Below are 21,438 nucleotides of genomic sequence, written 5' to 3'. Positions count from 1 at the left end.
CACTCAGCGCTTGCGCATCACGATCAGAAAGTGATCGCCCATGTCGCGTAGCAGCGGCAACCCACCCAGCCGATCGTCGCAGCGCCCCAGGCGCTCGGACAGGCGCGGATTGCGCTCGCAGAAATCCACCAGATACGGCGGCGGCAGGAACAGGCTCAATGCGCGGTAATCTTCCAGCACGAAATGCTTTTCGAACGCGCGGTAGAACTCGCGCGGCAGGTGGTACCAGGTCCAGATGGTGTGGCCGTTCATGCCCACCGCAATTGCCCCCTTGGCGGCTCGCACCGCCGCGCGTTTGAAGCGCCCACGCAAGGCGTAATGGCCGATCTCCCACGGGCAGATCCGCCCGATCACGGAAAACACCAGGCAGCCATCGGCACGCAGCAGTCGTGCGCATTCGGCGGCGACGGCCGGCAGATCCGGCGCGCAATTGAGCGGGCCGAAGTTGGAATACATGCCATCGAAGCTGCCTTCCAGCCGATCGAGCTGCTGGATGCCGACATGCGCGGCGGTGAGGCGCTCTTCCAGACCCTGAGTCGCCGCGCGGTGGCGGGTGCGCTCGACCATGGCCGGCGACCAGTCGGTGGCCAGTACGGAATACCCGCGACGTGCGAATTCGCCAGCGTCCAGACCGGTACCGCAGCCCAGATCGATCAGCCGCGACCCCACCGGCAGCGCGGCAGCCACCGTGTCCCACAATGTGGTGCGCATGCGCTGGATCAGCGCGTTGTTGCCACGCGGGCCATCGTAGTCGGGAGCCACGCTGTCGAACGCGCGTTGCGTTTCCAACAGTTGCTCGGGCGCCACCGTGCCGCCCCGCGCCGCATGCTCATTGAGTGACGACATGCGCAGCCTCCCAGACTTGTCCTGTTGTTTTCACCACGCTCTCCGGTCGCAACGCCACCAACGCGGCATCGTTTGATAGACCCGTGAGTGCGCGATGTCGCCGGTTTGGTTGCAGCGCACTGGATGGTGGCCGAGCTGGCTCAGGCGATCACACCCGACACGCCTACATTGGCTCAACGTGCAGCATGCAACGTACGGCCTGGCGTTCGCTCTCGTATCGCTGGGGCCTGCTGCTTGCGCATCTCATTCCCCTGCAATCCCCCGCTGCCCACCACTGCCGTCACGCACCAGCGCGTACAGCAGCTTGCGTACGACGACGCACCGCATTGCGCAACACCGCGGCCAGCACGCCCAAGCCTGCCCCCGCCAGCAGGCCGGCGGCCCAGGCGGTGATCGCATTCGGATACGCCTGGCGGTCCGGCACGTACAACGGCCACGCCAGCGATGTCTGGTAGGTATAACGCACGGTCAGGCGTGCGACCAGATCATCGCGCTCACTTTTCAACGCGCGGATGGTGGTGTTGCTGTCGGTCAACAGCACACCGGCCAGCACCTGCGCAGGCGTGGCAGCGGAACGACCCTGCCCGGCTTGCAACTGCTTCTGCAACTGCGCGCGGGTGGCGGTGGCCGCGCGCAGATCGTCGCTCAAACCTTGCAGGCGGGCACGCGCGAGATCGAGCGCAACCGTATTTGTGTCGCCATGCAGCATCCGCAGTTGGGTGACCGTGGCCATGGCCAAGGCGCGCGCCCGCCGTGCCGACTCGGCGCGGATGGTGACACCGATCAGGTTGGCGTATGGGTCCGGGTCCGGCTTCAGGCTGCCGCGATACAACTGCGCAGCCCGGCTATTGAGCGGCACCCGCGCCTGGCGCAACACCGCATCCTGGAACAGCCGCGTTTTCATCCGGTCGATCACGCGCTGGAACGGCTCAACCTTGGGGTCGCGGCCAGCAGGTGTGGGGCCGATCTCGCCAACCTGAATCCACGCGGTCGCTTCCCATTGGGGCTTGGCCAGCTCGGTGAATGCGAACGTCAGGCCCAGCACCAGCACCAGCGCAGCCACTGCCCAGCGCCATTCCCGGCGCAGGATCCGCCACAGGTCGATCAGATAGATTTCGTCGTGTTGATTCATAGGGTGCGGCTCTGCAAAGGGGGCGGTGAATGGAGTGCTGCACGCTTACGCGGCGGACGGATGTGCGGACAGGCGGTTGGGCAGCAGCACCGTGCAGGCATGCAGCACCAGGCACAGCGCGATAAAGCCGACGTTGGTCCAGGTGAACGCCTGTGGCGCGAATGGCGACATCAGGCAGGCGTAGGCGATACGCAGAAAGATCAGCACATGGAAGATCGACAGCGAGCCATTGAGCCGGCGCACGCTCCACACCAGCCCGGCATACAAGGCCAGCAACGCCAGCAACGCTCCGGGAGCGCCCCACGCCATCAAAAACGGAAAGAATTCGGTACCCACATTGATGTTGGGCGCATCCAGCGGAATCCCGGTGCCGGCTGTCGCAATCGAGCCGCTGAACGGCACCAACTGATTAACCAGGAAACTGGCATTGACGTAACCCTTGGCCAATATCGCGCCGAAGTTGTACGGCCCGGCGCTGATGTAGAGCAGCAGCCATTGCACGCCCTGCGGCATGGCGCGATAGAACGCACTGAACGGCAATGCCACCGTCGCCAGGGAACCGGATCGCAACGCGCCAAGGATGGAGAACACCCCGGCACCGGCACACACCAACAGACCGAGGGTCTTCCACGGCAAGCGGCGCGCCGGGTCGCGGCGCAACAACGTCACCAGCACGAACGAAAACAGGCCGGCGAAGATGCGGTTACGGTCGATCACCACGATGGGGAACACAAAGCCCAATGTCACCATCGCCGCACGCAGCCCGCGATGGCGCACGCACAGCAGGGCGATCGGTGGCAGGATCCAGCACATATTGGAGATATGCCGCACATGCGCACGCAAGGGGCTCAAGGTGGCGTACGACGCTGGATCGCTGAACAAGGGAATCGGAAACAGCACCACATCGGCGATGCAGAACATCGTCACCGCCGCGGCCAGTGCCATCGCCAGAAATGCATCGCGGGTACCGGCGTAACGGTAGTGGCGAAAGCGCTCGACCGACGGCACCCATGTACGCACTACCGCATCGAGCGCGCAGGTGGCCGCTGCCGCAAGCGCCAGCAGCACGATGCCTTCCAGGTAGCCGTCGGGTAGCGCATAGGTCAGCCACGTCACCGCACAGCTGAGCAGCATCGGCAATGCCAGATAGGTCGCCGGACGACGCAACAGCGCGCTCATGCAGGCTCCGCCGCGCACGCGGCGCGCCTTGGCCGCCATCGCGCAGGCAGCGATAACCACGCATAGGCAAGCAAATGCGCGGCTACCTGATGCGGCCGGCGCCGTAGAAACGCCACCTTGGCTGCGATGTAGTGCGCCTGCGCACGCAGCAGCGTGCGATCAGGTTCGTCGAACAATGGCGCGCAACGCAGCGCCACCTGCCGCGACTCGCGCAAGTTGGCGATGCGTGCCGGCACATGCACGGTCTTGCTGAGGTTCTTGCCATGCAGGCGATACGCGCACACCGGCAGATCGACAAAGCCCAGCGCATCGCGTGCGGCCAGGCGCAGAAAGAAATCCCAGTCTTCGATGCGCAGCGACTCGTCCCAGCCGGTGCATGCATCGAATGCGCTACGCCGTAGCAGCGCCACTGCACCGCTGACCGCCCAGTGCCTTATCACCGCGCGGCGGATGCCGGACTCGGCGCCATACAGATCCGTATCCACCCCGTGCAGATCGCGCATGGCGCTGCCATGCAGCAGTTGCCCATGCGCATCGACCACCCATGCATCGCCAATCACCGCGAGTTTTTGCGGATGCGCACCTAGGTAACGCACCTGCGCATCCAGCCCGCCTGGCAGCAGGTAATCGTCGCTTGCGCCAAGCCGCAGGTACTCTCCCCGCGCACGTAAGGCCAGTTCGTTGAGCGTGGCGGCCACACCACGATTTTCGCGTTGCACGAAGTGCACCGGTAGCCGATGCCCATGGTCGCTGATCCACTGGCTGATCCTTTCGCCGGTGGCATCGCTGGAGCCGTCGTCGATGATGACGATCTCCTTGCATGGATACGGATCCTCCAGGACGCTGTCCAGGCAACGCTGCACGAAACGCTCATGGTTGAACGCAGGAATCAGCACCGACACCCGCGGCCAGCGTGCACGTGCCGATGCGGGCGTTTGATCGTTCATGCCGTGCGCCTCAGATAGCGCCGCACCACAACGATGTTGAACAGCAGATACAGCACGTAGTTGGCTGCGAAGGCGTACATCGCACCGATCAAGCCGAACTGCGCAGTGAACAGGTACACCAGCGCCAGATAGCTCGCCGCGAAGATGCATTCGGAGATCACCAATAGCCGCGTCATCGCCTTGGCCAGCATCACGTACGACAGCACGAACGCGGCGATTTTGACCACGTCGCCCAGCAGCTGCGGGCCGTACAGCGGCGCTGCCGCTGCAAATTGCGCATCGAACAGCAGCAAGGTCACCCAATCGCGGCAGACATAGACGCCCAGCGCCATCACGATCACCGCCGGCATGACATAGCGATATGCGCCACGCAGTTCCTGGCCCAAGGCGACAGCGCCGCGCAGCGAGGCCAACTTGGGTAAGTAATACACATTGATGGCGGTGGTGAAGAACAGCAGATAGGCATCCGAGACCCGGCTCACCGCCTGCCAGTAACCGACTTGCTCCCAGCCGAATTGCAGCGCCAGATGATCACGCACCAGGATGGCCACCAGCTGCGGCACCAGCGTGGAGGTGAGCGTCATCACCGAAAAAGCAGCCAGCTGACGGGTCATCTCCGCATCGAAGCGCATCCGCCACATCGCCGGCTGAAAATAGGAGCTACGCCGCAGCGCCGGGACGGCCGCCAGCAGCCACAGCACCTGGCTCAGGACCAGCGCCAGCAAGGCCCCATGCAACTGCGCCCGGCCGGAGAGCCACGCCACCAGTGCAACGCTCAGCACGGCGCCAGACACTTGCACGAAGGCGAGCCGCCGCACATCCATGAAGCCGTTGATCACCGCCAGCATGTAGTTGAGCAACGCGATACCCAGCTGCGCGATCGCCAGTACACACATCAGCGGGCGGTAGCTCGCATCGCCCAGCAGGCGCTCAGCAATGGCTCCACTGAACGCCATCGCCAGCAGTGCCATCGCGCAGGCTGCGCAGAACGCATACCAGAGCGCCGCACTCAGCAAGCGCGCCAACGCGGGTGCGTCGTCGCGGTACTGCGCCACATACTTGACGATGCCGGCACTGATGCCACCACCGGCCAGTACCGCCAACACCGACATCAGGTTGAGAAACTGGCCAAGCCGGCCCACGCCTTGCGGCCCGGCATAGACGGCGACCAGCTTGACCACGACCAATGCCGCCAGCAGCTTCGCCAGCGTTGCAACGCCGGTGTAGGCGCTGCTGCGCACGACATTCATGCGCCGCTGCCGAACGACTGGCAGGCGGCGATCACCTGCGCAACCGCTGCATCATCGAGCGCCGGCCCCATCGGCAGGCTCAGTACCTCCTGATGCAAGCGATCGCTCAGCGGCAGGCACGCCTGGCCCAAGGTGGCGTACGCCGGCTGTCGGTGCGGTGGCACAGGGTAATGAATCTGCGTATGGATGCCCTGTTGCAACAGATGTTGCTGCAATGCATCACGTTGTGGGCTGCGCACCACGAACAGATGCCAGACGTGTTGCTGCTCGGCCACCAACGTGGGCAGCACGATCAATGGGTGGTCGATGGCTTGCAGATAGCGCTGCGCCACCGCTCGCCGCAACGCGATCTCTTCTTCGAGATAGCCCAGCTTGACGCGCAGAAATGCAGCCTGCATTTCATCCAGACGCGAATTCACGCCCTTGCAGAGGTGGTGATACTTCACTTCCGAGCCATAGTTACGCAGCGCGCGAATCCGCTCGGCCAGGCCGGCATCCGAGGTCGTGACCGCGCCACCATCGCCCAGCGCGCCGAGGTTCTTGGTCGGGAAAAAACTAAATGCCGCTGCATCGCCGAAAGCGCCGGCGCGTCGCCCCTGCGCACTGGCGCCGTGCGCTTGCGCGGCATCTTCGATCAGCAGCAGGCCGTAGCGGTGGGCCAGTGTCTGCAGGGCCTGCATATCGGCCAGCTGCCCATACAGGTGCACCGCCATGATGGCGCGCGTGCGTGGCCCGATGGCCTTCTCCACCCTGACCGGGTCCAGGTTGAAGGTGAGCGGGTCCGGCTCCACCGGCACCAGCACCAGATGGTTCTGGCTGATCGCCAGAAACGTCGCGATGAAGGTATTGGCCGGCACGATGATCTCGTCGCCTTCGCGCAAGACGCCCAACTCGCGGTAGCCGCGCAGAATCAACGCCAACGCATCCAGTCCATTGCCCACGCCCACTGCATGCGTGGTACCACAATAACCGGCGAATTCGTCTTCGAACGCGGCGAGCTCTTGGCCGAGCACATACCAGCCGGAATCGATCACCCGCGCCGCAGCGGCTTTGAGTTCATCCGCATAGCGCGCATTGACGGCGCGCACATCCAGGAAAGGCACATCCATTACAACATCCATCGATAGAAATCCTGCACCACGGCGCGCGCACCGAAGCGTTCCTTTTGTTCCACCAGACCTTCGTTCAGCACCTGTCCGCCCTGCTCGGTCGAGATGCCGAAGCTGAAGTAGTCGCGCTGCGCATACACATCGGTAATCAGGTCGGCCAGCAGCAGACTCAGCGCATCCAGCTGGCGACCTTGCTCGGACACCGCCAGATATTGGGTGTGCACGCTGCGCCCGAAATCGAACACCAACGCCGCTGCCACCAATTGCCCATCAGCGCGCGCTTCATGCAACACAATCTGCTGCGCAAAACGGCCTTGCAGCAGTTGCAGCTCATCCAGCCGATGCGTCGGCGCTACACCATGCCGCTGCAACACCTGGGTCAGCAGGGCATGAAACCCGTCGAGCTGGGTTCCGCGCTGGATCTGTATCCCGGCCTTGCGCGCCCTGGCGATGGAACGCCGCCGCTCGGCACTGAAGGCAAGCGGCCCGCGTAACGCAATCGCCGACGACAGATCGCGCCGATAAAGCGGCGCGCCCACCCGATGCAGCGCGTATAACTCTTCTTCGGCCGGATACGCATGAAAGATATGCGGCACCGGCTTATAAACAAGCTCGCGCACGCCAAGCGCACGGTAGTGCGTGGCAATCTGTTCGAACACCTGCAAAGTCGCACCGGCACGCAGCGCCATCGACGACAACAGCCCGGCATACGTCAGCCCGGCATGGCTGCTGACGCAATCGCCCTGGAGATTGGCCGGGAACACCGCCACCACCTCGCCCCCACGTTCGACGAGCAAGGACGCATCCACAAAACGCGCTGCGTGATAGTCCATGTAGCCGCGCCGATGCAGCAAATTGCCATTGCGCGAGGACGCCACCAGCGCGTCCCACGCGGGCGCATCGCCTGGCGCGTATGGCCTAACCGAAAGCATGGCAGCCCTGCAACTCCACCGGCAACGCCGCGTCGGCCAAGCCAAAGCCGGCATGCCCCATCGCATTGCCGTTGTAAAACATCAATACGCGCTCGCCGTGTTGAATCAGGGCCGGGTAGCACAGTGTCTGCGCATCCCAGCCGTCATCGGATAGCGCAAGCCCTAACTGGCTATCGTCGCGCTCCCAACGCACGCCATCGTCGCTGAAGGCGATGCCGGGGACGTAGCCGCCATGAATGTCGCCACGGGTGAAATACATCAAATAGCACTTACCGAGCCGGTACACACGCGGACGCCCAATGCGGTACTCGTTGCCCTGCGGACGCAGACACATCGCATCATGGATGGGGATGCAACGCAGGTCGTCGGTCTGTGCGTAGCGGATGTGGTACCGCGGATACGGCTGGCCACCGATCGTTTCCCAGTCGTCGCCCACCGCGTACCACAGCCGCCAGTGGCCGTCTTCGTAGCGCGCCGAATGCACCGCGGCAATCGTGCTGCGCCCAGGCGCGCGATCCAGCAATGGCGTTTCCTGCCGACGCTGAAAGCTCTCTCCACGGTCGCTGGACACCGCCAGACCAGTGAAGGCGAGAAACTTGGCCTTGGCCACGCACTGGAAACCCACATAGAACATGTACAGCCCGTCCGGCCCGGCCACCACGTCGCCCAGAATCATGCCGTTATCGTCGAAGCATCCATCGCGGCCGATGTCGAGCACCGGCTGCCTGCTGACGCCAACGATCTGCGTCGGTGCATCGGCGCGTACATCCACATAACCAATCCGGCTCACGCCCTGCGCATCGCGAAAGCCGGCATACACCCGCAGCACCTGCGCAGAGAGCCGGTGCGGGGTGGGCGTCAGTGCGGCGTGATGCATCCAGCCGCCAACCCCATCACGTGCGACGTCGAACACCAGCCCGCGCTTGTTCCAGGCAAACACGGGTCAGAGCTCCACGTCGAAGCTGGATCTACCCGCCACCGCGCGCGCCGGCGAGCCAACGTAGACGCGCTCGGCTTCGGTATGTCGGGTCACCAGCGCGCCAGCACCGATGATATTGTTTGCGGCAATGTGCACCTTGTCGCTGAGCGTGGCGTTGACGCCGATAAAGCTGCCCTGCCCGATCTCGCAATAGCCGGAAATCACCGCATGCGAGGCGATGAACACATGGTCCCGCACCGCCGTGCGGTGACCGATATGGTTGCCGCTCCACAAGACGCAGTTGTCGCCAATACGGGTAAATGGCTGGATGACATTGCCTTCGAAGATGAAACAGTTGGCACCGATCTGCGCGTTATGCCAGACGAACGCGCGCGAGCTCACATAAGTGGCGCAGCGATAGCCCCGTTGCACCACATCCTGGAAAAAGCGTGTGCGCAGGCGATTGAGTCGGGTCGCCGGAATCGCAACGAAGACTTCGTATTGCTCCGGCGGGTAGCGTTGCTCCAGTTCTTCGTAGGCCACCACTGGCAGCTCGGCTAGCGTGTGCTGCAACAGAAAGTCGCGCTCCACGCTGAAGGCCACCACCGTGTAGTGGCTGTCATGCTGGAAGTATTCGCAGGCGATCTGTGCGAACTCGCCAGCGCCGATGATCACCAATTGTTTGGGCGCGCTCATGCTTCCAGCCTGCAAGCTTGCGGCTGCGTGCCACTGCGCACTTCGCTCACGAATTGGTCGTAATCCAGGATGTAATCGCCCGGATCGTAGAACTGGTCGGCCAGCACCATCAGCACGCAATCGGCACTGAAGCGGTACAGATCGCGCCAGACCATGCGGCCGAGCAGCAGGCCTTGCGAGGGGTCGTCCAGCACCACTTCGCTGGGGCCGTTGCCTTCGTCGAGCAGAATCGTCACCGAGCCGTGCAAGGCTACTGCAAATTGATTGAGCTGGCGGTGCGCGTGCTGGCCGCGATGCACGCCGTCGCGCGTGCCGAACAGGTAATACACGCGGCGGATCTCGAACGGGATATTGCGCTGCTGCTCCAACGAAATGAGCAGCCCGCGATCGTCACCGTGGGTGTGCAACTGGATGCATTCGATGGCCATGATCGGAGAGGCGTACCGCTGACTGCACGTAGTGCGACATGCCTGAGTGCGTCGGGTTGCGCGAAAGGTTGCGCGCGGTCGCGGCCCTTGCGAGGCGGTGTCCGCGCAAGCGCAATCGAACGTGTCGTATCGCCCCGAGATGCAAAACGTGCGAGCGATGTGCAGAGGCGACGCAACCTTTTTCCGACATCGCCGCACCCATCGGTGCACGTTCACCTGGCCGCCGTTCGGCCGGCGTGGGGAGCCAGGCCTGGCAGCACAGCGCGCTGCCGGAACCAACGACCACCACCGGAAGACAGATCAGATGCGTTCATCCCCCCAGGCGCCCGCCAGCGCTCCCGTCCACGGCAAAGACACGGTGCCACTGGTGGAACAGGCGCCCGCAGCCGCGCGTGTGCTGCCCTTACCCAAAGCGATGCGCGTGCTGCACTGGCTCACCGTGCTGTGCCTGATCATGGCGGCCACGCTGATCCTGCTGCGCGCCGAACTGGATGGCCGCGCATTGCGTCAGTGGCTGCTGGAAGGCCACCGCCACTTCGGCCTGCTGGTGCTGCTGCTGTTCGCACTGCGCATCGGGTTGCGCCTGCGTCTGCGCACGCTGCCGCCAGGCCCTCCCGCGTCGCTGCCGATGCGTCTGGCCGCTGGCGCCACGCATGTGGCGATGTACGGATTGATGCTTGCGCTGCCGCTGCTGGGCTGGTCGCTGAGCAGCGCCTACGGCAAGCAGGTGTATTTCTTCGGCATCCCCTTGCCCGGGCTGGTCGCGCCGGACGGCGACCTCGGCGACACCCTGGGCACATGGCACTTGAATGCCGCATGGGCGTTGCTGGCGCTGGTGCTGCTGCACATCGGCGCCGCGCTCTGGCATCACCTGGTGTTGCGCGACGGCCTACTGCGCCGCGTGTTGCCGGGCAAACGCGCATGAACCGCCGCCCCCCGCCGTCTGTCATTGGTTTCCTCGCCCGTTCCCGCACCGCTGCCTCCCGCACCGTCGAACAAGGACTTTCCATGCCCATGTCCCAGCCCACTGCGCGTCGCACTGCCGCGCGTACCGCCTCCCTGACCTCCTTGTTGTGCGTGTCCGGCCCATTGCTGCTGGCCAGTACGCAGGCGCAGGCGATTCCCTCGTTCGCACGCCAGACCGGCTCGTCCTGCGCGGATTGCCACGTCGGCTCCTACGGCCCCTCGCTCACGCCCTACGGCATGCGCTTCAAGCTCGGCGGTTTTACCGATACCGATGGCGACGGCACCAAGATTCCGGTGTCCGGTCAGCTCACCTGGTCGCGCAACAACCCTAACCGCGGCGACAGCACCTCGCGTCTGCGCGAAGCGGATCTGTATCTGGGCGGCCGCCTCAGCGACAACATCGGCGGCTATTCGAAGATCCGCTCCAACAACAGCGGCAATGCGACCTTCGATACGCGCCTGGACGATGTCGATCTGCGCTTCGTCAGCAAGCCGTTCCAGATGGCCGGCAAGGACACCATGATCGGCGTCAGCGTCAACAACAACCCGGGCATTTCCGACCCAGTGCACGTGTTGCCGAACGCCTCCACGCTGACGCCGGCCTCCAATGGCGGGGCGTCCACCATGCTCAGCTCCTCGGCACTGTCCAACCGCGTCATCGGCGCCAGCGTGTACGGTTTGTACGAGCGCAATTGGTATGGCGAAGTGGGCAGCTACAGCGCGCTGTCGCCGTCTGCGCAGGATCGTCTCGGCTGGCCGGTCAACGGCGACCCGGGCAAGCTCAGCGACACCGGCTATGCGCGTCTTGCGTATATGAAGGACATGAAGCGCCAGTTCTTCTCGGTCGGCCTGACCGCGCTCAATACGCGCCGCCAGCCGCTGCGTGTCGGGCCCAGCGACGACCTCACCGATTTCGGCTACGACCTGACCTACCAATTCCTCGGCACTCGTGAGCACGTGCTGTCGCTGGCCTACGTCAATATCTACGAGCGCCGCAAATACGGCAGCCCGCTGATGCCCACCGACCCGACCATGCCGGCGCTGGACCGCGGCAGCGTGCGCGATCAGACCATCAGCATGAACTACGCCTTCAAGCAGAGCTACGGCGTGCTGGCCGCGCACATGATCAACACCGGCTCGTTCGATGCGGCGCGCTATTCGCCGGTGGGCATCCCCGACACCACCAGCAATTTGATCCTGCTGTACTGGACCCCGTTCGGCAAGGAAGGCACCTACACCTCGATCGCCAACCTGCGCGTATCGGCTGGCTGGTTCCGTTTCGACAAGTTCAACGGCAGCACGTCCAACGTATTCCGCGGCCCACCGATCACCAATCCGCGCGACCTCGACAGCTTCACCCTGTCGGTCAACCTGGCCTTCTAATTCCCCCGCACCTGTACGGATCTACATGAACTCACCACGCAAGCTCCCCGTGTTGTGCGTCCCGCTGGCTGGTCTGTTGCTGGCAGGCGCACTGCCCGTGCCATCGGCACGCGCTGCCGACGGTGCCGGCACCTTCCTCACCGAATGCGGCGAATGCCATAGCGCCAAACAGGGCAAAAACAAGAAAGGCCCGTCCCTGTTCGGCGTGGCCGGCCGCCCTGCCGGCACCGTGGCTGATTTCAGCGGTTACTCCGACGCGCTCAAGAACAGCAAGTGGACCTGGACCCCGGCCCAGCTCAAGACCTACTTGTCGCACTCCTCGACCAAGGCCCTGCCAGGTACCAAGATGAAGTACGACGGCCTGGACGATCCGAAGGAGCTCGACGCGTTGATCACCTACCTCAACACCTTGAAGTAGGGGCGATCAGCGCGCGGGGCGCGTCGGCATCCGCCGGGCGGACGATGGTGGACGGAACCGCTGCGCACACGGCCTGCCTGCGGCTGCAGTCTTCGGTCTTCCGTCCACGGCGCCGGCAAGGCGGTCTTCGCTGGCACCGTGGCTGTGGCGGGTGCGCTTTTCCAGCTGCGGTGGCCTGTCCGTTGGCCGCCTGTCCGGTCCGGACCTGGGGACATCCTGCACAGGCCGGACAGGGTGGATGTGCGTTGCCGGACGTTGTGCCTTCGCGTATACGCACGGAATCGCCGCAGCCGTGGCGGTCTCGCCCACCGTCATAGGTCACCATCGCGCCCCCCGTTTCACGCCCAGTTCGCACGCCCTTGCAGACCGTTCCAGCTTCCAAGCCGCTCCCCCTGCAACCGCGACGCCATTGCGCCCGTGGGTGTTTCCCGTGGGCGCACTAATGGGTATTGACGTACGGCACGAACATTCCGAGATACCGCCAGTCGCGTCCGCTCAGCGGCACGAGCGCCTGCATCCGCGACGCAGGCACCCCCGGCTGCTTGGATGGCTGCTCCTCACGCTGGCATCTGGCTCCTGCGGCAGCACCCTGGCCAATGACTTCGGCGGTGCGGTGGCGGTGACCTCCAGCCTGATCGACCGCGGCATCTCCATCGCACCCAACAAGGTCACCGTACAGGCGGCCGGTTACTGGCTGCCCTCCCCTGGCTGGTCGGCCTCTACCTCGGTCGCGCTGCAGTCGACCGACTGGAGCGACCCGGTGGCAGTCACCGCCCAGGTCGGGCGCGCCTGGATGCTGGGCGACCGCTGGCAGATGCAGGCGAGCCTGCTCTACTACGGCTACCCGACCGACCGCTCCACCCGCACCTTCAACCGTCAGGAAGGCAGCCTGGCCTGGTCTTACCGCGACGTCGTGACGTTTGCGATATCCACCTTCAACTTCCCGCGCGCCGACCAGTCGCCGTGGAATGTCGCCTTAGACATCACCGGCAACGTCCCGCTGAGCGACGATGTCAGCCTGTCGCTCGGTGCCGGCTCGTCGCGCTTTCCGGCGATGGCCTACGGTGCGCCTCACTCCGGCCGCTATCAGTACGGTCAGCTGGGCCTGAAGTGGAGCCGCCTCGGATGGACGCTGAAAGCCGAGCGCATCCTGACCAGCGGCAATACCCCGCGCATGCAGGGCGGCCCCGGCGAAACACCGTGGCTGGGCACGGTCTCCAGAACCTTCTGATCCATACGCAACCTTTTGCCTACCGACGCGCACTGACGTGCGTTACCTGCCATGCCTGCCTTGATGAATGACACCGACACCCTGGGCGATGCCACCGACCGCATGCTGTTGCGCCGCATGGCTGCGGGCGATCGCGACGCATTGGCGAGCATGTACCAAAACTACCACAGCCGCCTGTGCCGGTTCCTGTCGCGGCTGACCCGCCGCCCGGACATCATCGAAGAGGCCATCAACGATTGCTTCTGGATCGCCTGGCAGAAAGCCGGCGACTTCCGCGGCGATTCGCAGGTGTCCACCTGGATCATGGGCATCGCCTACCGCTGCGGGCTCAAGTGCCTGCGCCAGCATGATGGCGAGGCCATCGACGACACCGCTGTGGTGGAAGACCACGCCCCCAGCGCCGACGACAACGACGACCGCGAACTGCGCGACTGGCTGGACAAGGGCATGGAACGATTGTCGCCGGAGCAGCGCCTGGTGATCGAGCTGGTCTACGGCGTCGGCCACAAGCTCGAAGAGGTGGCCGACATCATGCAGTGCCCGGTCGGCACCATCAAAGCCCGGCTGTTCCACGCCCGGGTCAAATTACGCAATGTGCTGCCCGGCCTGGCCGGCGGCGCCCCTTACACGGAGACCATGCAATGAAGACGTTTTTCATCGCGCCTGGCAAGGAATGCTCGCACGCCTGGGAATTGATGCCGGCGGTCCTGTTGGACAGTGCCACCGAGGAAGAAAACACCTGGCTGATTGCGCACGTGGCCAAATGCGCCTCGTGCGGCGCCGAATTCGCCCAGCAGAACCGCCTGCGTCAGGCATTGGCGTTGCCATCGGCAGTCAAGCTGGACCCAAACGCCGGGCTGCAGCGCCTGCTCGGCCGCCTGGATGCACCGGAGCACCACACCGCACCTGCGCGCACGCCGGCAGCGCACCGCTCCGGCAGCTGGACGGTGCGCGCCCTGGCTGCAGCAGCGCTGGTGCAAGCCATCGGGCTGGGCGTGATGGGCTTCAAGCTGGCCTCGCCCGCGCCGTCGCACGATTACCGCACGCTCAGCAGCGCCACGACGTTGCCGGTGCCGGAAGGCGCCATCCGTGTCTTACCCGACGCGAAGATGACCGTGGCCGACTGGGACCGGCTGCTGCATACGCAGCAGTTGCAGGTGGTCGGCGGCCCGAACGACCTGGGCGCCTACACCGTGGTGCCTGCTGCACTGCAACCGCCGGCCCAGCCGCAGCAAACCGTGCAGCAACTACGCGCCACCCCGGGCATCCGGCTGGCGGAAATCGTCTCGGCCCCATGAATCGTCTGTTCGCCATCGGTCTGATCGCCGCGCTCGCCGGCCTGGGCGCGCACGCCAACGCACACGCTGCCGCAGCGCTGCAGGAGCCGGTCGCCGATGGTGCCGGCCCCGCCATGCCGCCGGCCGATGCGCAGATGCCCGACAGCAGCCGCGACATCCTGCTGGCGGTGGCCAACCCGCTCGCCGCGCCGCCAGCCCGCGCCGGCTCCAGCCTGATCGGCTATGCGTCCAGCTATTACGGCGCCGGCCAGAAGGCGGCCGCGCACATGGACAGCATCAAGCAACGCTACAAATTGCGCGAAGTCTCGGCCTGGCCAATCACTTCGCTGGGTCTGTATTGCGCTGTGCTGCAACCGCCGCCGGGCGTGTCGCGCGATGAACTGGTCAGTGCACTCGCTGACGACGAAGGCGTGGAGCTGGTGCAACCGGTGCAGGATTTCTCGGTGTTCTCCGCCGACGCGTCGGAAAAGACCACCCCGCTGTCCAGCTACAACGACCCGTACGTTGACATGCAACGCGGCTTCATCGACACCGATGCCGCCAGCGCGCAGACCGTGACACAGGGGCGCGGGGTGGTGATCGCGGTCGTCGATACCGGCGTAGATACCAACCACCCGGATCTGAAAGCGCGCATCCGCGACGTGCACGATCTGGTCGATGACAAACCAGTCATGACCAGCACCGACTCGCACGGCACCGAAGTGGCCGGCATCATTGCCGCCGGCAGCAACAATCACCAAGGCATCGTCGGCATGGCCCCCAAGGCCATGTTGAGCGTCTACAAGGCGTGCTGGTACGCGCCCACCGTGGGCGCCACTGCACGCTGCAATACCTTCACCCTGGCCAAGGCGCTGGCGGCGATCAACAACAGCTCCGCGCGCGTGATCAATCTGAGCCTGGGCGGCCCGGCCGATCCGCTGTTGAGCAAGATGCTGGAGCAGCTGGTGCAACAGGGCCGCATCGTGGTGGCGGCAATGCCGCCGAACGAGCGTCTGGACGGGTTTCCCAACGACGTACCCGGCGTACTGGTGGTGCGCAGCAGCAGCGCAACGCCGGCCATGCCGGGCGTGCTCAGCGCGCCCGGCACGGACATCCTGACCACGCAGCCGAACGGCCGTTACGACTTTACCTCCGGCTCGTCGATGGCCACCGCGCATGTCAGCGGCATGGCCGCGCTGCTGTTGTCGCTGCAACCGTCGATGGATGCCAAGGCCTTGCGCGCGCTCATGCAGCGCACCAGCAAGGTCTCCGACGGGCAGTTGCAGGTCAACGCCGGCGCCGCAGTGCAGGCGTTGGCGCCTCACGCCAGACACTCCAACTGACGGCACCGGCATGGCCAAGTGGATTCCCTTGTGGCTGCACCAACTCAGTTCGCCGCCCACGTTCTATCGCCTCGCCGGCAACGTGCGCCCGTGGGCGCTGGGGCTAGCGTTGCTGCTCGGCGCAGTGGCCGCGTACGGCGGCCTGGTGCTGGCGCCGCCGGACTATCAGCAACACGATGCCTATCGCATCATTTTCATCCACGTGCCCAGTGCCTGGATGAGTCTTTTCATCTACGCGGCGATGGGCGTTTCGGCATTCATTGCGCTGGTGTGGCGGATCAAGCTGGCCGAAGTGGTGACCATGGCCTCGGCGCCGATCGGCGCGGCCTTTACCTTCATCACCCTGTGCACCGGCGCACTGTGGGGCAAGCCGATGTGGGGCACCTGGTGGACCTGGGATGCGCGGCTCACCTCGGAGTTGCTGCTGCTGTTTCTGTATCTGGGCGTGCTGGGTCTGTATCACGCCGTGGAAGACCGTCGTCAGGCGATGCGCGCAGCCGGGTTGCTGGCGCTGGTGGGCCTGGCCAATCTGCCGATCGTGCATTATTCGGTGGTGTGGTGGAACACACTGCACCAAGGGTCCACCGTGCGCCTGCTCGGCCCCTCCAAGATGAGCGCAGACATGCTGTGGCCACTGCTGACCATGATGCTGGCCACCAAGTGCTACTACGTCGCCAGCCTGTTCGGCCGCGTGCGTGTGGAATTGCTGGCTCTTGAAAGTGGCAAGGAGTGGGTCCGCCGCATCGTGTTGGCGGAGCGCACCGCATGAGCACCTTCCTGGCGATGGGCGGCTACGGCCACTACGTGTGGACCGCTTATGCATTATTCGTGCTTGTGCTGCTGGCCGATCTTGCAGCGCCCTGGCTGCGACGTCGCCGCTTGCCGCGCGCACTGCGCGGCAAGCTGCAGCGGCAGGCACCGCGGCCTGCACGCGATCAACCCGCCCCAGTGCTGGAGCGGGAGGCGCCATGAATGCCACGCGCAAACAACGTCTGTGCTTGGTGATCGGCGTCCTTGCCGCCGCCGCGCTGGCCGTGACGCTCATCGTGTTCGCGCTGCAGCGGAACATGAGCTATCTGTTTACCCCCAGCCAGGTACGCGCCGGCGCAGCGGCCGGCTATCAGCAGTTCCGGCTCGGCGGCATGGTCAAGGCCGGCTCGATCCAGCGCGCGGCCGATTCGCTGAAAGTCAGCTTCACCGTCATCGATAAGAACGCCGCCACCCCGGTGGAGTACACCGGCATTCTTCCGGACCTGTTCCGCGACAACCAATCGGTCATCGCCAACGGGCGCATGCAGGGCGGGCGCTTTGTCGCCAACGAAGTACTGGCCAAGCACGACGAAACCTACATGCCGAAGGAGTTGAAGGATGCGATGGCCGAGGGCCACCTCGGAAAACCGATCCCCGCCACCGCCGCACCGCTGACCACGCCGCGTTGATGCGCTTGTGGTTGGTGCCACGTCCATCGATGACTCCGTTCCGTTTCACCTTGCGATTCGCCCATGACGCCTGAACTCGGCCAGATCGCCTTGATCCTGGCGCTATTGTTATCGCTTGCCCAGAGCGTGTTGCCGTTGATCGGTGCGTGGCGTGGCAACACCGCGTTGATGGACATCGCGCGGCCTGCGGCGGTGGGCCAGGCGGTGTTCGTGTGGATCGCGTTCGGCTTGCTTGCCTGGTCGCTGTTGTCGCTGGATTTTTCGGTGGGCTACGTCGCCGCCAACGCCAACATCGCCCTGCCCTGGTACTACCGCTTCGCCGCGGTGTGGGGCGCGCACGAAGGCTCGTTGCTGTTGTGGATCGCCATCCTGGCCACCTGGACGGTGCTGTTGGCCGCCTTCAGCCGACATCTGCCGCAGCACTTCGCCGCCCGCGTGCTGGCGGTGCTGGGACTGATCTCGGTGGGCTTTCTGGCTTTCATCCTGCTGACCTCCAATCCATTCGCGCGGCTGTCGCCGATTCCGCTGGATGGCAACGAACTCAATCCGGTGCTGCAGGATCCGGGCATGACCTTCCACCCGCCGGTGCTGTACACCGGCTATGTCGGCTTCTCGGTGGCGTTCGCATTTGCGGTCGCGGCATTGCTCGGCGGCGAACTGGAACAGGCCTGGGTACGCTGGGCGCGACCGTGGACCAATGTCGCCTGGGCCTGTCTCACCGCCGGCATCGTCGCCGGTAGCTGGTGGGCCTATGCGGAACTGGGCTGGGGCGGCTGGTGGTTCTGGGACCCGGTGGAAAACGCCAGTTTCATGCCATGGCTGGTCGGTACCGCATTGATCCACACCCAGGCAGTGACCGAAAAACGCGGCAGCCTGCGCGCATGGACCATCCTGCTGTCGATCCTGGCGTTCTCGCTGTCGTTGCTGGGCACCTTCCTGGTGCGCTCGGGCGTGCTGACCTCGGTGCATGCCTTCGCTGCCGATCCGCGTCGCGGCTTGTACATCCTCATTTTTCTGGTCGCGGTGGTCGGTGGTTCGTTGCTGTTGTATGCACTGCGCGCCCCCAAAATTGCCAGCGGCAAACCCTTCGCCGCCGCCTCGCGCGAAACCGGCATTCTCATCGGCAACCTGTTGCTTACCGTGGCCGCGGCCATGGTGCTGTTGGGCACCTTGTTCCCGCTGATCGCCGATGCCTTTGGCCTGGGTAAGGTGTCGGTAGGGCCGCCCTACTTCGGCCTGCTGTTTCCGCTGTTGATGTTGCCGGTGCTGCTGTTGCTGCCGTTCGGTCCGTACCTGCACTGGGGCAAAGCCGAGGCCGCACCGTTGCAGACACTCGGCACGCGCGCCGGCATCGCCGCGATTGCGTGCGCGCTGGTCGGCAGCGTGTTTGCCGATGGTCAGGCCAAGGCGATCGCCGGCATGGGCGTCGCCGCATGGGTGGCCGCGGGCACCGCGTTGTACGTGGTCAAACGCTGGCGCGAGATGCCGCACGGGCGACGCTTTCCCGCTGAAATGGCCGGCATGCTGATCGCGCACGCGGGCGTGGCGGTGTTCGTAGCCGGTGTGCTGGTGTCCGAAAGCCTGTCGGTAGAACGCGATGTGCGGCTATCGCCCGGCGCGAGCGCGCAGATTGCCGGCTACAACTTCCGCTTCGATGGCGTGCAGCTGATGGATGGGCCGAACTGGAAGGCCGAACAAGGCAGCGTGCAGGTCAGCCGCGACGGCCAGGTGGTCGCGCAATTGCATCCGCAAAAACGTCTGTACAGCAGCGAGCGGATCCAGACCGAATCGGCGATCGATCCCGGCATCACCCGCGACCTGTATGTCGCGCTCGGCGAGCCCTTGGACGACCAGCACATCGAAAACGACTGGACGCTGCGGCTGTACTACAAACCCTTCATTCGCTGGATCTGGGCCGGCGGCCTGCTGATGATGCTGGGTGGTCTCGTCAGTGCCTGCGCACGTCGCTTTCGTGCACCGGCGACTGTCACTACATCGGCCACATCTGCGGCGCATCCGGCTGTCGTCATCGCACAGGAATCGCTCCGGTGAATCGTCTGCTGCCCTTGCTGGGCTTCCTGTTGCTGGCGGCGCTGTTCGGCTTCGGCATCCTGTGGACGATGCAGCACAATCCGCGCGATGTGCCCTCGCCGTTAATCGGCAAGCCCGCACCGGCGTTCTCGTTGCCGCGGCTGGATCAGCACGAACAACGCGTGAGCCGCGATCAATTGCTGGGCAAGCCGTACGTGCTCAACGTGTTCGGCAGCTGGTGCGCCGAATGCGTGCACGAGCACCCGGTGTTGATGGCGCAGGCCAGCCGCCTCGGCGTGCCATTGATCGGCTACAACTACAAAGACGTGCCCGCCGATGCCACCGCCTGGCTCGCGCGACTCGGCAACCCGTATGCAGTGGTGATTGCCGATGAAGCCGGCCAGACCGCCATCGACTTCGGCGTGTACGGCGCCCCAGAGACATTCCTGATCGATGCGCAAGGCGTGATCCGCTACAAGCACATCGGCGTGCTGACGCCGGATGCCATCGACGACGAGTTGCTGCCGGCCATCGCCGCGCTGCCCAAGGGCACGCCATGATGGCGTCGGCGCGTCACGCACTGCTGTTGCATTGGCACTGGCGCACACAAGGCCGCCGTGTGCGTCTGTTGCTGGTGTTGCTGCTCGGCGTGCTACTTGCCCCCTCGCTGGCGGCGCAGGCCGTGGACCCACTACCGTTCAAAAACCGCAGCGACGAAGCGCGCTATCAGCGCTTGACCGCACAGTTGCGCTGCCTGGTGTGCCAAAACGAAAACCTCGCCGATTCCAACGCCAGCCTCGCGCGCGACCTGCGGCATCAGGTGTTCGCGCAGCTGCAGGCCGGCAAGAGCGATGCGCAGATCAAGCAATACATGGTCGAGCGCTATTCGGATTTCGTGCTGTACGACCCACCGGTCAAGCGCGGCACCTGGTTGCTGTGGTTCGGGCCGGCGCTGATGTTGGCTGGTGGTGCGGGCGTGGTGATCCACACCGTGCGCAAACGTGCGCGCATCGGGACACCGGTGGCGCCTCAGGCTGAGGAAGAGTGGTGATGATGGGTTTTTATGTCGCAAGCGCAGCGTTGGTGGCGTTGGCGTTGCTGCTGTTGTTGGTGCCGCTGCTGCCCCGGCCCACCGGTACTGGCAACGCGCGCTACAGCTTGCCGATCCTGCTGCTCCTCGGCCTGCCGCTGGCCACGGCCGGTTTATACCGGCTGGTGGGCGCGCCGGAGGCAATGGCCACGCACGTGTATGCAGCGCGGCCACCGCAAGCCGAAGCAGTGGCACCACCAGCGGCTGCTGCCGGGCAGGCACAGGCTGCGAGCACCGCTGACGACACGCAGGAACAAGCGCTGGAACGCTGGATGCAGCAGGCCAAAAGGGACGAGCACAACGATCGCCCCGCCGACGCGCGTGAGGCCTATGCGCAAGCGCTCAGGATCGCACCCGACATCAGCGCCGCCATTGTCGGCTGGGTGGCGGCAGATATGGCCACGCACAGCGACTTCGCCATCGATGCCGCGTCGCGCGCAAGATTGCAGCACGTGATCGCCCGCGAGCCGGACAATCAGCGCGGTTTGTGGTTACTGGGCATCAGCGATTTTCAGCAGCAAGACTTCGCCGCGGCCACCGCACATTGGCGCCATCTGCATGGCTTGCTGGAGACCGGCTCGCCAATGCAGAAAGCGGTGGCAGACAAGATCTCGGTGGCCGAATCGATGTCCAGTGCGCGGCAGTCCGAGCGTGGCGCGCGGTGACACAGGCGGCTCCTGCGCGGCTGGGCCTAATGTGAGATGGCTACCACGTTATGCCGATTGAACAGCGCGTGCATTAGGTCTGCGCCTCACCCTGGTCGTCGAGGGTTGCCAGGATCACCCGAAGTTGTGTACTGCCATGCGGCCTCGGAAGCTATGT

Annotated in this window: 24 protein-coding genes; 14 read left to right on the top strand and 10 right to left on the bottom strand. The window is 64.8% G+C overall.

Annotated features, from left to right (window positions below):
* Positions 1-3: 3 nt before the first annotated feature.
* The 10 genes from WJW29_RS12870 to WJW29_RS12825 all read right to left on the bottom strand — a co-directional run bounded on the left by WJW29_RS12870 (position 4) and on the right by WJW29_RS12825 (position 9,438).
* Complete coding sequence (locus WJW29_RS12870; RefSeq protein WP_011259553.1) at positions 4-846, bottom strand: class I SAM-dependent methyltransferase; 843 nt, start codon at positions 844-846, stop codon at positions 4-6.
* A gap of 280 nt (positions 847-1,126) precedes the next feature.
* Positions 1,127-1,978 (bottom strand): Wzz/FepE/Etk N-terminal domain-containing protein, encoded by an 852-nt coding sequence (locus WJW29_RS12865; RefSeq protein ID WP_011259554.1) that lies wholly within the window; start codon positions 1,976-1,978, stop codon positions 1,127-1,129.
* A gap of 45 nt (positions 1,979-2,023) precedes the next feature.
* Entirely contained in the window at positions 2,024-3,157 is a 1,134-nt protein-coding gene (locus tag WJW29_RS12860) for a hypothetical protein (protein ID WP_041182463.1), read from the bottom strand.
* Positions 3,154-4,104 carry a glycosyltransferase gene (locus tag WJW29_RS12855; RefSeq protein WP_011259555.1) on the bottom strand — a complete coding sequence of 317 codons (951 nt, stop codon included), beginning with the start codon at positions 4,102-4,104 and terminating at the stop codon, positions 3,154-3,156. The genes WJW29_RS12860 and WJW29_RS12855 overlap by 4 nt, the downstream gene beginning before the upstream one ends.
* Positions 4,101-5,354: an O-antigen translocase gene (locus WJW29_RS12850; RefSeq protein WP_011259556.1), complete on the bottom strand. Its 1,254-nt coding sequence runs from the start codon at positions 5,352-5,354 to the stop codon at positions 4,101-4,103. The genes WJW29_RS12855 and WJW29_RS12850 overlap by 4 nt, the downstream gene beginning before the upstream one ends.
* Positions 5,351-6,475, bottom strand: a complete 1,125-nt coding sequence (locus tag WJW29_RS12845) for a DegT/DnrJ/EryC1/StrS family aminotransferase (RefSeq protein WP_011259557.1) — start codon at positions 6,473-6,475, stop codon at positions 5,351-5,353. Before WJW29_RS12845 ends, WJW29_RS12850 begins: the two co-directional genes overlap by 4 nt.
* Complete coding sequence (locus WJW29_RS12840) at positions 6,463-7,395, bottom strand: GNAT family N-acetyltransferase (RefSeq protein ID WP_011408912.1); 933 nt, start codon at positions 7,393-7,395, stop codon at positions 6,463-6,465. The genes WJW29_RS12845 and WJW29_RS12840 overlap by 13 nt, the downstream gene beginning before the upstream one ends.
* Entirely contained in the window at positions 7,382-8,335 is a 954-nt protein-coding gene (locus WJW29_RS12835) for a hypothetical protein (RefSeq protein ID WP_011408913.1), read from the bottom strand. Before WJW29_RS12835 ends, WJW29_RS12840 begins: the two co-directional genes overlap by 14 nt.
* A 3-nt stretch (positions 8,336-8,338) precedes the next feature.
* The gene (locus WJW29_RS12830) at positions 8,339-9,010 is read right to left on the bottom strand and encodes an acetyltransferase (protein WP_011408914.1); all 672 of its coding nucleotides are present in this window, start codon (positions 9,008-9,010) and stop codon (positions 8,339-8,341) included.
* Positions 9,007-9,438 (bottom strand): FdtA/QdtA family cupin domain-containing protein, encoded by a 432-nt coding sequence (locus tag WJW29_RS12825; RefSeq protein ID WP_011259561.1) that lies wholly within the window; start codon positions 9,436-9,438, stop codon positions 9,007-9,009. The genes WJW29_RS12830 and WJW29_RS12825 overlap by 4 nt, the downstream gene beginning before the upstream one ends.
* Before the next feature lie 304 nt (positions 9,439-9,742).
* Between WJW29_RS12825 and WJW29_RS12820 the strand changes: the two genes are divergently transcribed.
* The 14 genes from WJW29_RS12820 to WJW29_RS12755 all read left to right on the top strand — a co-directional run bounded on the left by WJW29_RS12820 (position 9,743) and on the right by WJW29_RS12755 (position 21,281).
* Positions 9,743-10,363, top strand: a complete 621-nt coding sequence (locus WJW29_RS12820; RefSeq protein WP_011408916.1) for a cytochrome b/b6 domain-containing protein — start codon at positions 9,743-9,745, stop codon at positions 10,361-10,363.
* A gap of 83 nt (positions 10,364-10,446) precedes the next feature.
* Positions 10,447-11,787, top strand: a complete 1,341-nt coding sequence (locus WJW29_RS12815) for a hypothetical protein (RefSeq protein ID WP_012444527.1) — start codon at positions 10,447-10,449, stop codon at positions 11,785-11,787.
* Between the two features lie 25 nt (positions 11,788-11,812).
* Positions 11,813-12,205, top strand: coding sequence for a c-type cytochrome (locus tag WJW29_RS12810; protein WP_011408918.1), 393 nt, complete (start codon positions 11,813-11,815; stop codon positions 12,203-12,205).
* A gap of 442 nt (positions 12,206-12,647) precedes the next feature.
* A complete protein-coding gene (locus WJW29_RS12805) occupies positions 12,648-13,436 on the top strand; it encodes a hypothetical protein (RefSeq protein ID WP_041182181.1) in 789 nt (262 codons plus the stop codon).
* Positions 13,437-13,487: 51 nt separating this feature from the next.
* Entirely contained in the window at positions 13,488-14,081 is a 594-nt protein-coding gene (locus WJW29_RS12800; protein ID WP_011259566.1) for a sigma-70 family RNA polymerase sigma factor, read from the top strand.
* Positions 14,078-14,734, top strand: coding sequence for a zf-HC2 domain-containing protein (locus WJW29_RS12795; protein ID WP_012444524.1), 657 nt, complete (start codon positions 14,078-14,080; stop codon positions 14,732-14,734). The genes WJW29_RS12800 and WJW29_RS12795 overlap by 4 nt, the downstream gene beginning before the upstream one ends.
* A complete protein-coding gene (locus tag WJW29_RS12790; RefSeq protein WP_011259567.1) occupies positions 14,731-16,056 on the top strand; it encodes a S8 family serine peptidase in 1,326 nt (441 codons plus the stop codon). The genes WJW29_RS12795 and WJW29_RS12790 overlap by 4 nt, the downstream gene beginning before the upstream one ends.
* 10 nt (positions 16,057-16,066) lie before the next feature.
* The gene (gene ccmC / locus WJW29_RS12785; protein WP_011259568.1) at positions 16,067-16,825 is read left to right on the top strand and encodes a heme ABC transporter permease CcmC; all 759 of its coding nucleotides are present in this window, start codon (positions 16,067-16,069) and stop codon (positions 16,823-16,825) included.
* Positions 16,822-17,028, top strand: a complete 207-nt coding sequence (ccmD, locus tag WJW29_RS12780; RefSeq protein WP_041182182.1) for a heme exporter protein CcmD — start codon at positions 16,822-16,824, stop codon at positions 17,026-17,028. The genes ccmC and ccmD overlap by 4 nt, the downstream gene beginning before the upstream one ends.
* On the top strand, positions 17,025-17,495 hold the full coding sequence (ccmE, locus tag WJW29_RS12775; protein ID WP_011259569.1) for a cytochrome c maturation protein CcmE: 471 nt from the start codon (positions 17,025-17,027) through the stop codon (positions 17,493-17,495). Before ccmD ends, ccmE begins: the two co-directional genes overlap by 4 nt.
* Positions 17,496-17,558: 63 nt before the next feature.
* A complete protein-coding gene (locus tag WJW29_RS12770; protein WP_011259570.1) occupies positions 17,559-19,547 on the top strand; it encodes a heme lyase CcmF/NrfE family subunit in 1,989 nt (662 codons plus the stop codon).
* Positions 19,544-20,086 (top strand): DsbE family thiol:disulfide interchange protein, encoded by a 543-nt coding sequence (locus WJW29_RS12765; protein WP_011259571.1) that lies wholly within the window; start codon positions 19,544-19,546, stop codon positions 20,084-20,086. The genes WJW29_RS12770 and WJW29_RS12765 overlap by 4 nt, the downstream gene beginning before the upstream one ends.
* Positions 20,086-20,577: a cytochrome c-type biogenesis protein gene (locus tag WJW29_RS12760; protein ID WP_011259572.1), complete on the top strand. Its 492-nt coding sequence runs from the start codon at positions 20,086-20,088 to the stop codon at positions 20,575-20,577. Before WJW29_RS12765 ends, WJW29_RS12760 begins: the two co-directional genes overlap by 1 nt.
* Positions 20,571-21,281: a hypothetical protein gene (locus WJW29_RS12755; protein WP_011259573.1), complete on the top strand. Its 711-nt coding sequence runs from the start codon at positions 20,571-20,573 to the stop codon at positions 21,279-21,281. Before WJW29_RS12760 ends, WJW29_RS12755 begins: the two co-directional genes overlap by 7 nt.
* Positions 21,282-21,438 lie beyond the last annotated feature (157 nt).

The sequence above is a fragment of the Xanthomonas sp. JL1 genome (genome assembly GCF_038405005.1).
The sequence above is the reverse complement of the archived record's forward strand: the minus strand, read 5'-3'. Positions and strand labels throughout refer to the sequence as shown.

Bases quoted from the DNA above. Each gene is read 5' to 3' on its own strand.
- WJW29_RS12805 (WP_041182181.1), top strand. From the start codon at position 12,648: ATGGGTATTGACGTACGGCACGAACATTCCGAGATACCGCCAGTCGCG.
- WJW29_RS12870 (WP_011259553.1), bottom strand. From the start codon at position 846: ATGTCGTCACTCAATGAGCATGCGGCGCGGGGCGGCACGGTGGCGCCC.
- WJW29_RS12790 (WP_011259567.1), top strand. From the start codon at position 14,731: ATGAATCGTCTGTTCGCCATCGGTCTGATCGCCGCGCTCGCCGGCCTG.
- WJW29_RS12810 (WP_011408918.1), top strand. From the start codon at position 11,813: ATGAACTCACCACGCAAGCTCCCCGTGTTGTGCGTCCCGCTGGCTGGT.
- WJW29_RS12800 (WP_011259566.1), top strand. From the start codon at position 13,488: ATGCCTGCCTTGATGAATGACACCGACACCCTGGGCGATGCCACCGAC.
- WJW29_RS12840 (WP_011408912.1), bottom strand. From the start codon at position 7,395: ATGCTTTCGGTTAGGCCATACGCGCCAGGCGATGCGCCCGCGTGGGAC.
- WJW29_RS12795 (WP_012444524.1), top strand. From the start codon at position 14,078: ATGAAGACGTTTTTCATCGCGCCTGGCAAGGAATGCTCGCACGCCTGG.
- WJW29_RS12760 (WP_011259572.1), top strand. From the start codon at position 20,086: ATGGCGTCGGCGCGTCACGCACTGCTGTTGCATTGGCACTGGCGCACA.
- ccmE (WP_011259569.1), top strand. From the start codon at position 17,025: ATGAATGCCACGCGCAAACAACGTCTGTGCTTGGTGATCGGCGTCCTT.
- ccmC (WP_011259568.1), top strand. From the start codon at position 16,067: ATGGCCAAGTGGATTCCCTTGTGGCTGCACCAACTCAGTTCGCCGCCC.
- WJW29_RS12825 (WP_011259561.1), bottom strand. From the start codon at position 9,438: ATGGCCATCGAATGCATCCAGTTGCACACCCACGGTGACGATCGCGGG.
- WJW29_RS12845 (WP_011259557.1), bottom strand. From the start codon at position 6,475: ATGGATGTTGTAATGGATGTGCCTTTCCTGGATGTGCGCGCCGTCAAT.
- WJW29_RS12855 (WP_011259555.1), bottom strand. From the start codon at position 4,104: ATGAACGATCAAACGCCCGCATCGGCACGTGCACGCTGGCCGCGGGTG.
- WJW29_RS12850 (WP_011259556.1), bottom strand. From the start codon at position 5,354: ATGAATGTCGTGCGCAGCAGCGCCTACACCGGCGTTGCAACGCTGGCG.
- WJW29_RS12865 (WP_011259554.1), bottom strand. From the start codon at position 1,978: ATGAATCAACACGACGAAATCTATCTGATCGACCTGTGGCGGATCCTG.
- WJW29_RS12820 (WP_011408916.1), top strand. From the start codon at position 9,743: ATGCGTTCATCCCCCCAGGCGCCCGCCAGCGCTCCCGTCCACGGCAAA.
- WJW29_RS12830 (WP_011408914.1), bottom strand. From the start codon at position 9,010: ATGAGCGCGCCCAAACAATTGGTGATCATCGGCGCTGGCGAGTTCGCA.
- WJW29_RS12815 (WP_012444527.1), top strand. From the start codon at position 10,447: ATGCCCATGTCCCAGCCCACTGCGCGTCGCACTGCCGCGCGTACCGCC.
- ccmD (WP_041182182.1), top strand. From the start codon at position 16,822: ATGAGCACCTTCCTGGCGATGGGCGGCTACGGCCACTACGTGTGGACC.
- WJW29_RS12770 (WP_011259570.1), top strand. From the start codon at position 17,559: ATGACGCCTGAACTCGGCCAGATCGCCTTGATCCTGGCGCTATTGTTA.
- WJW29_RS12860 (WP_041182463.1), bottom strand. From the start codon at position 3,157: ATGAGCGCGCTGTTGCGTCGTCCGGCGACCTATCTGGCATTGCCGATG.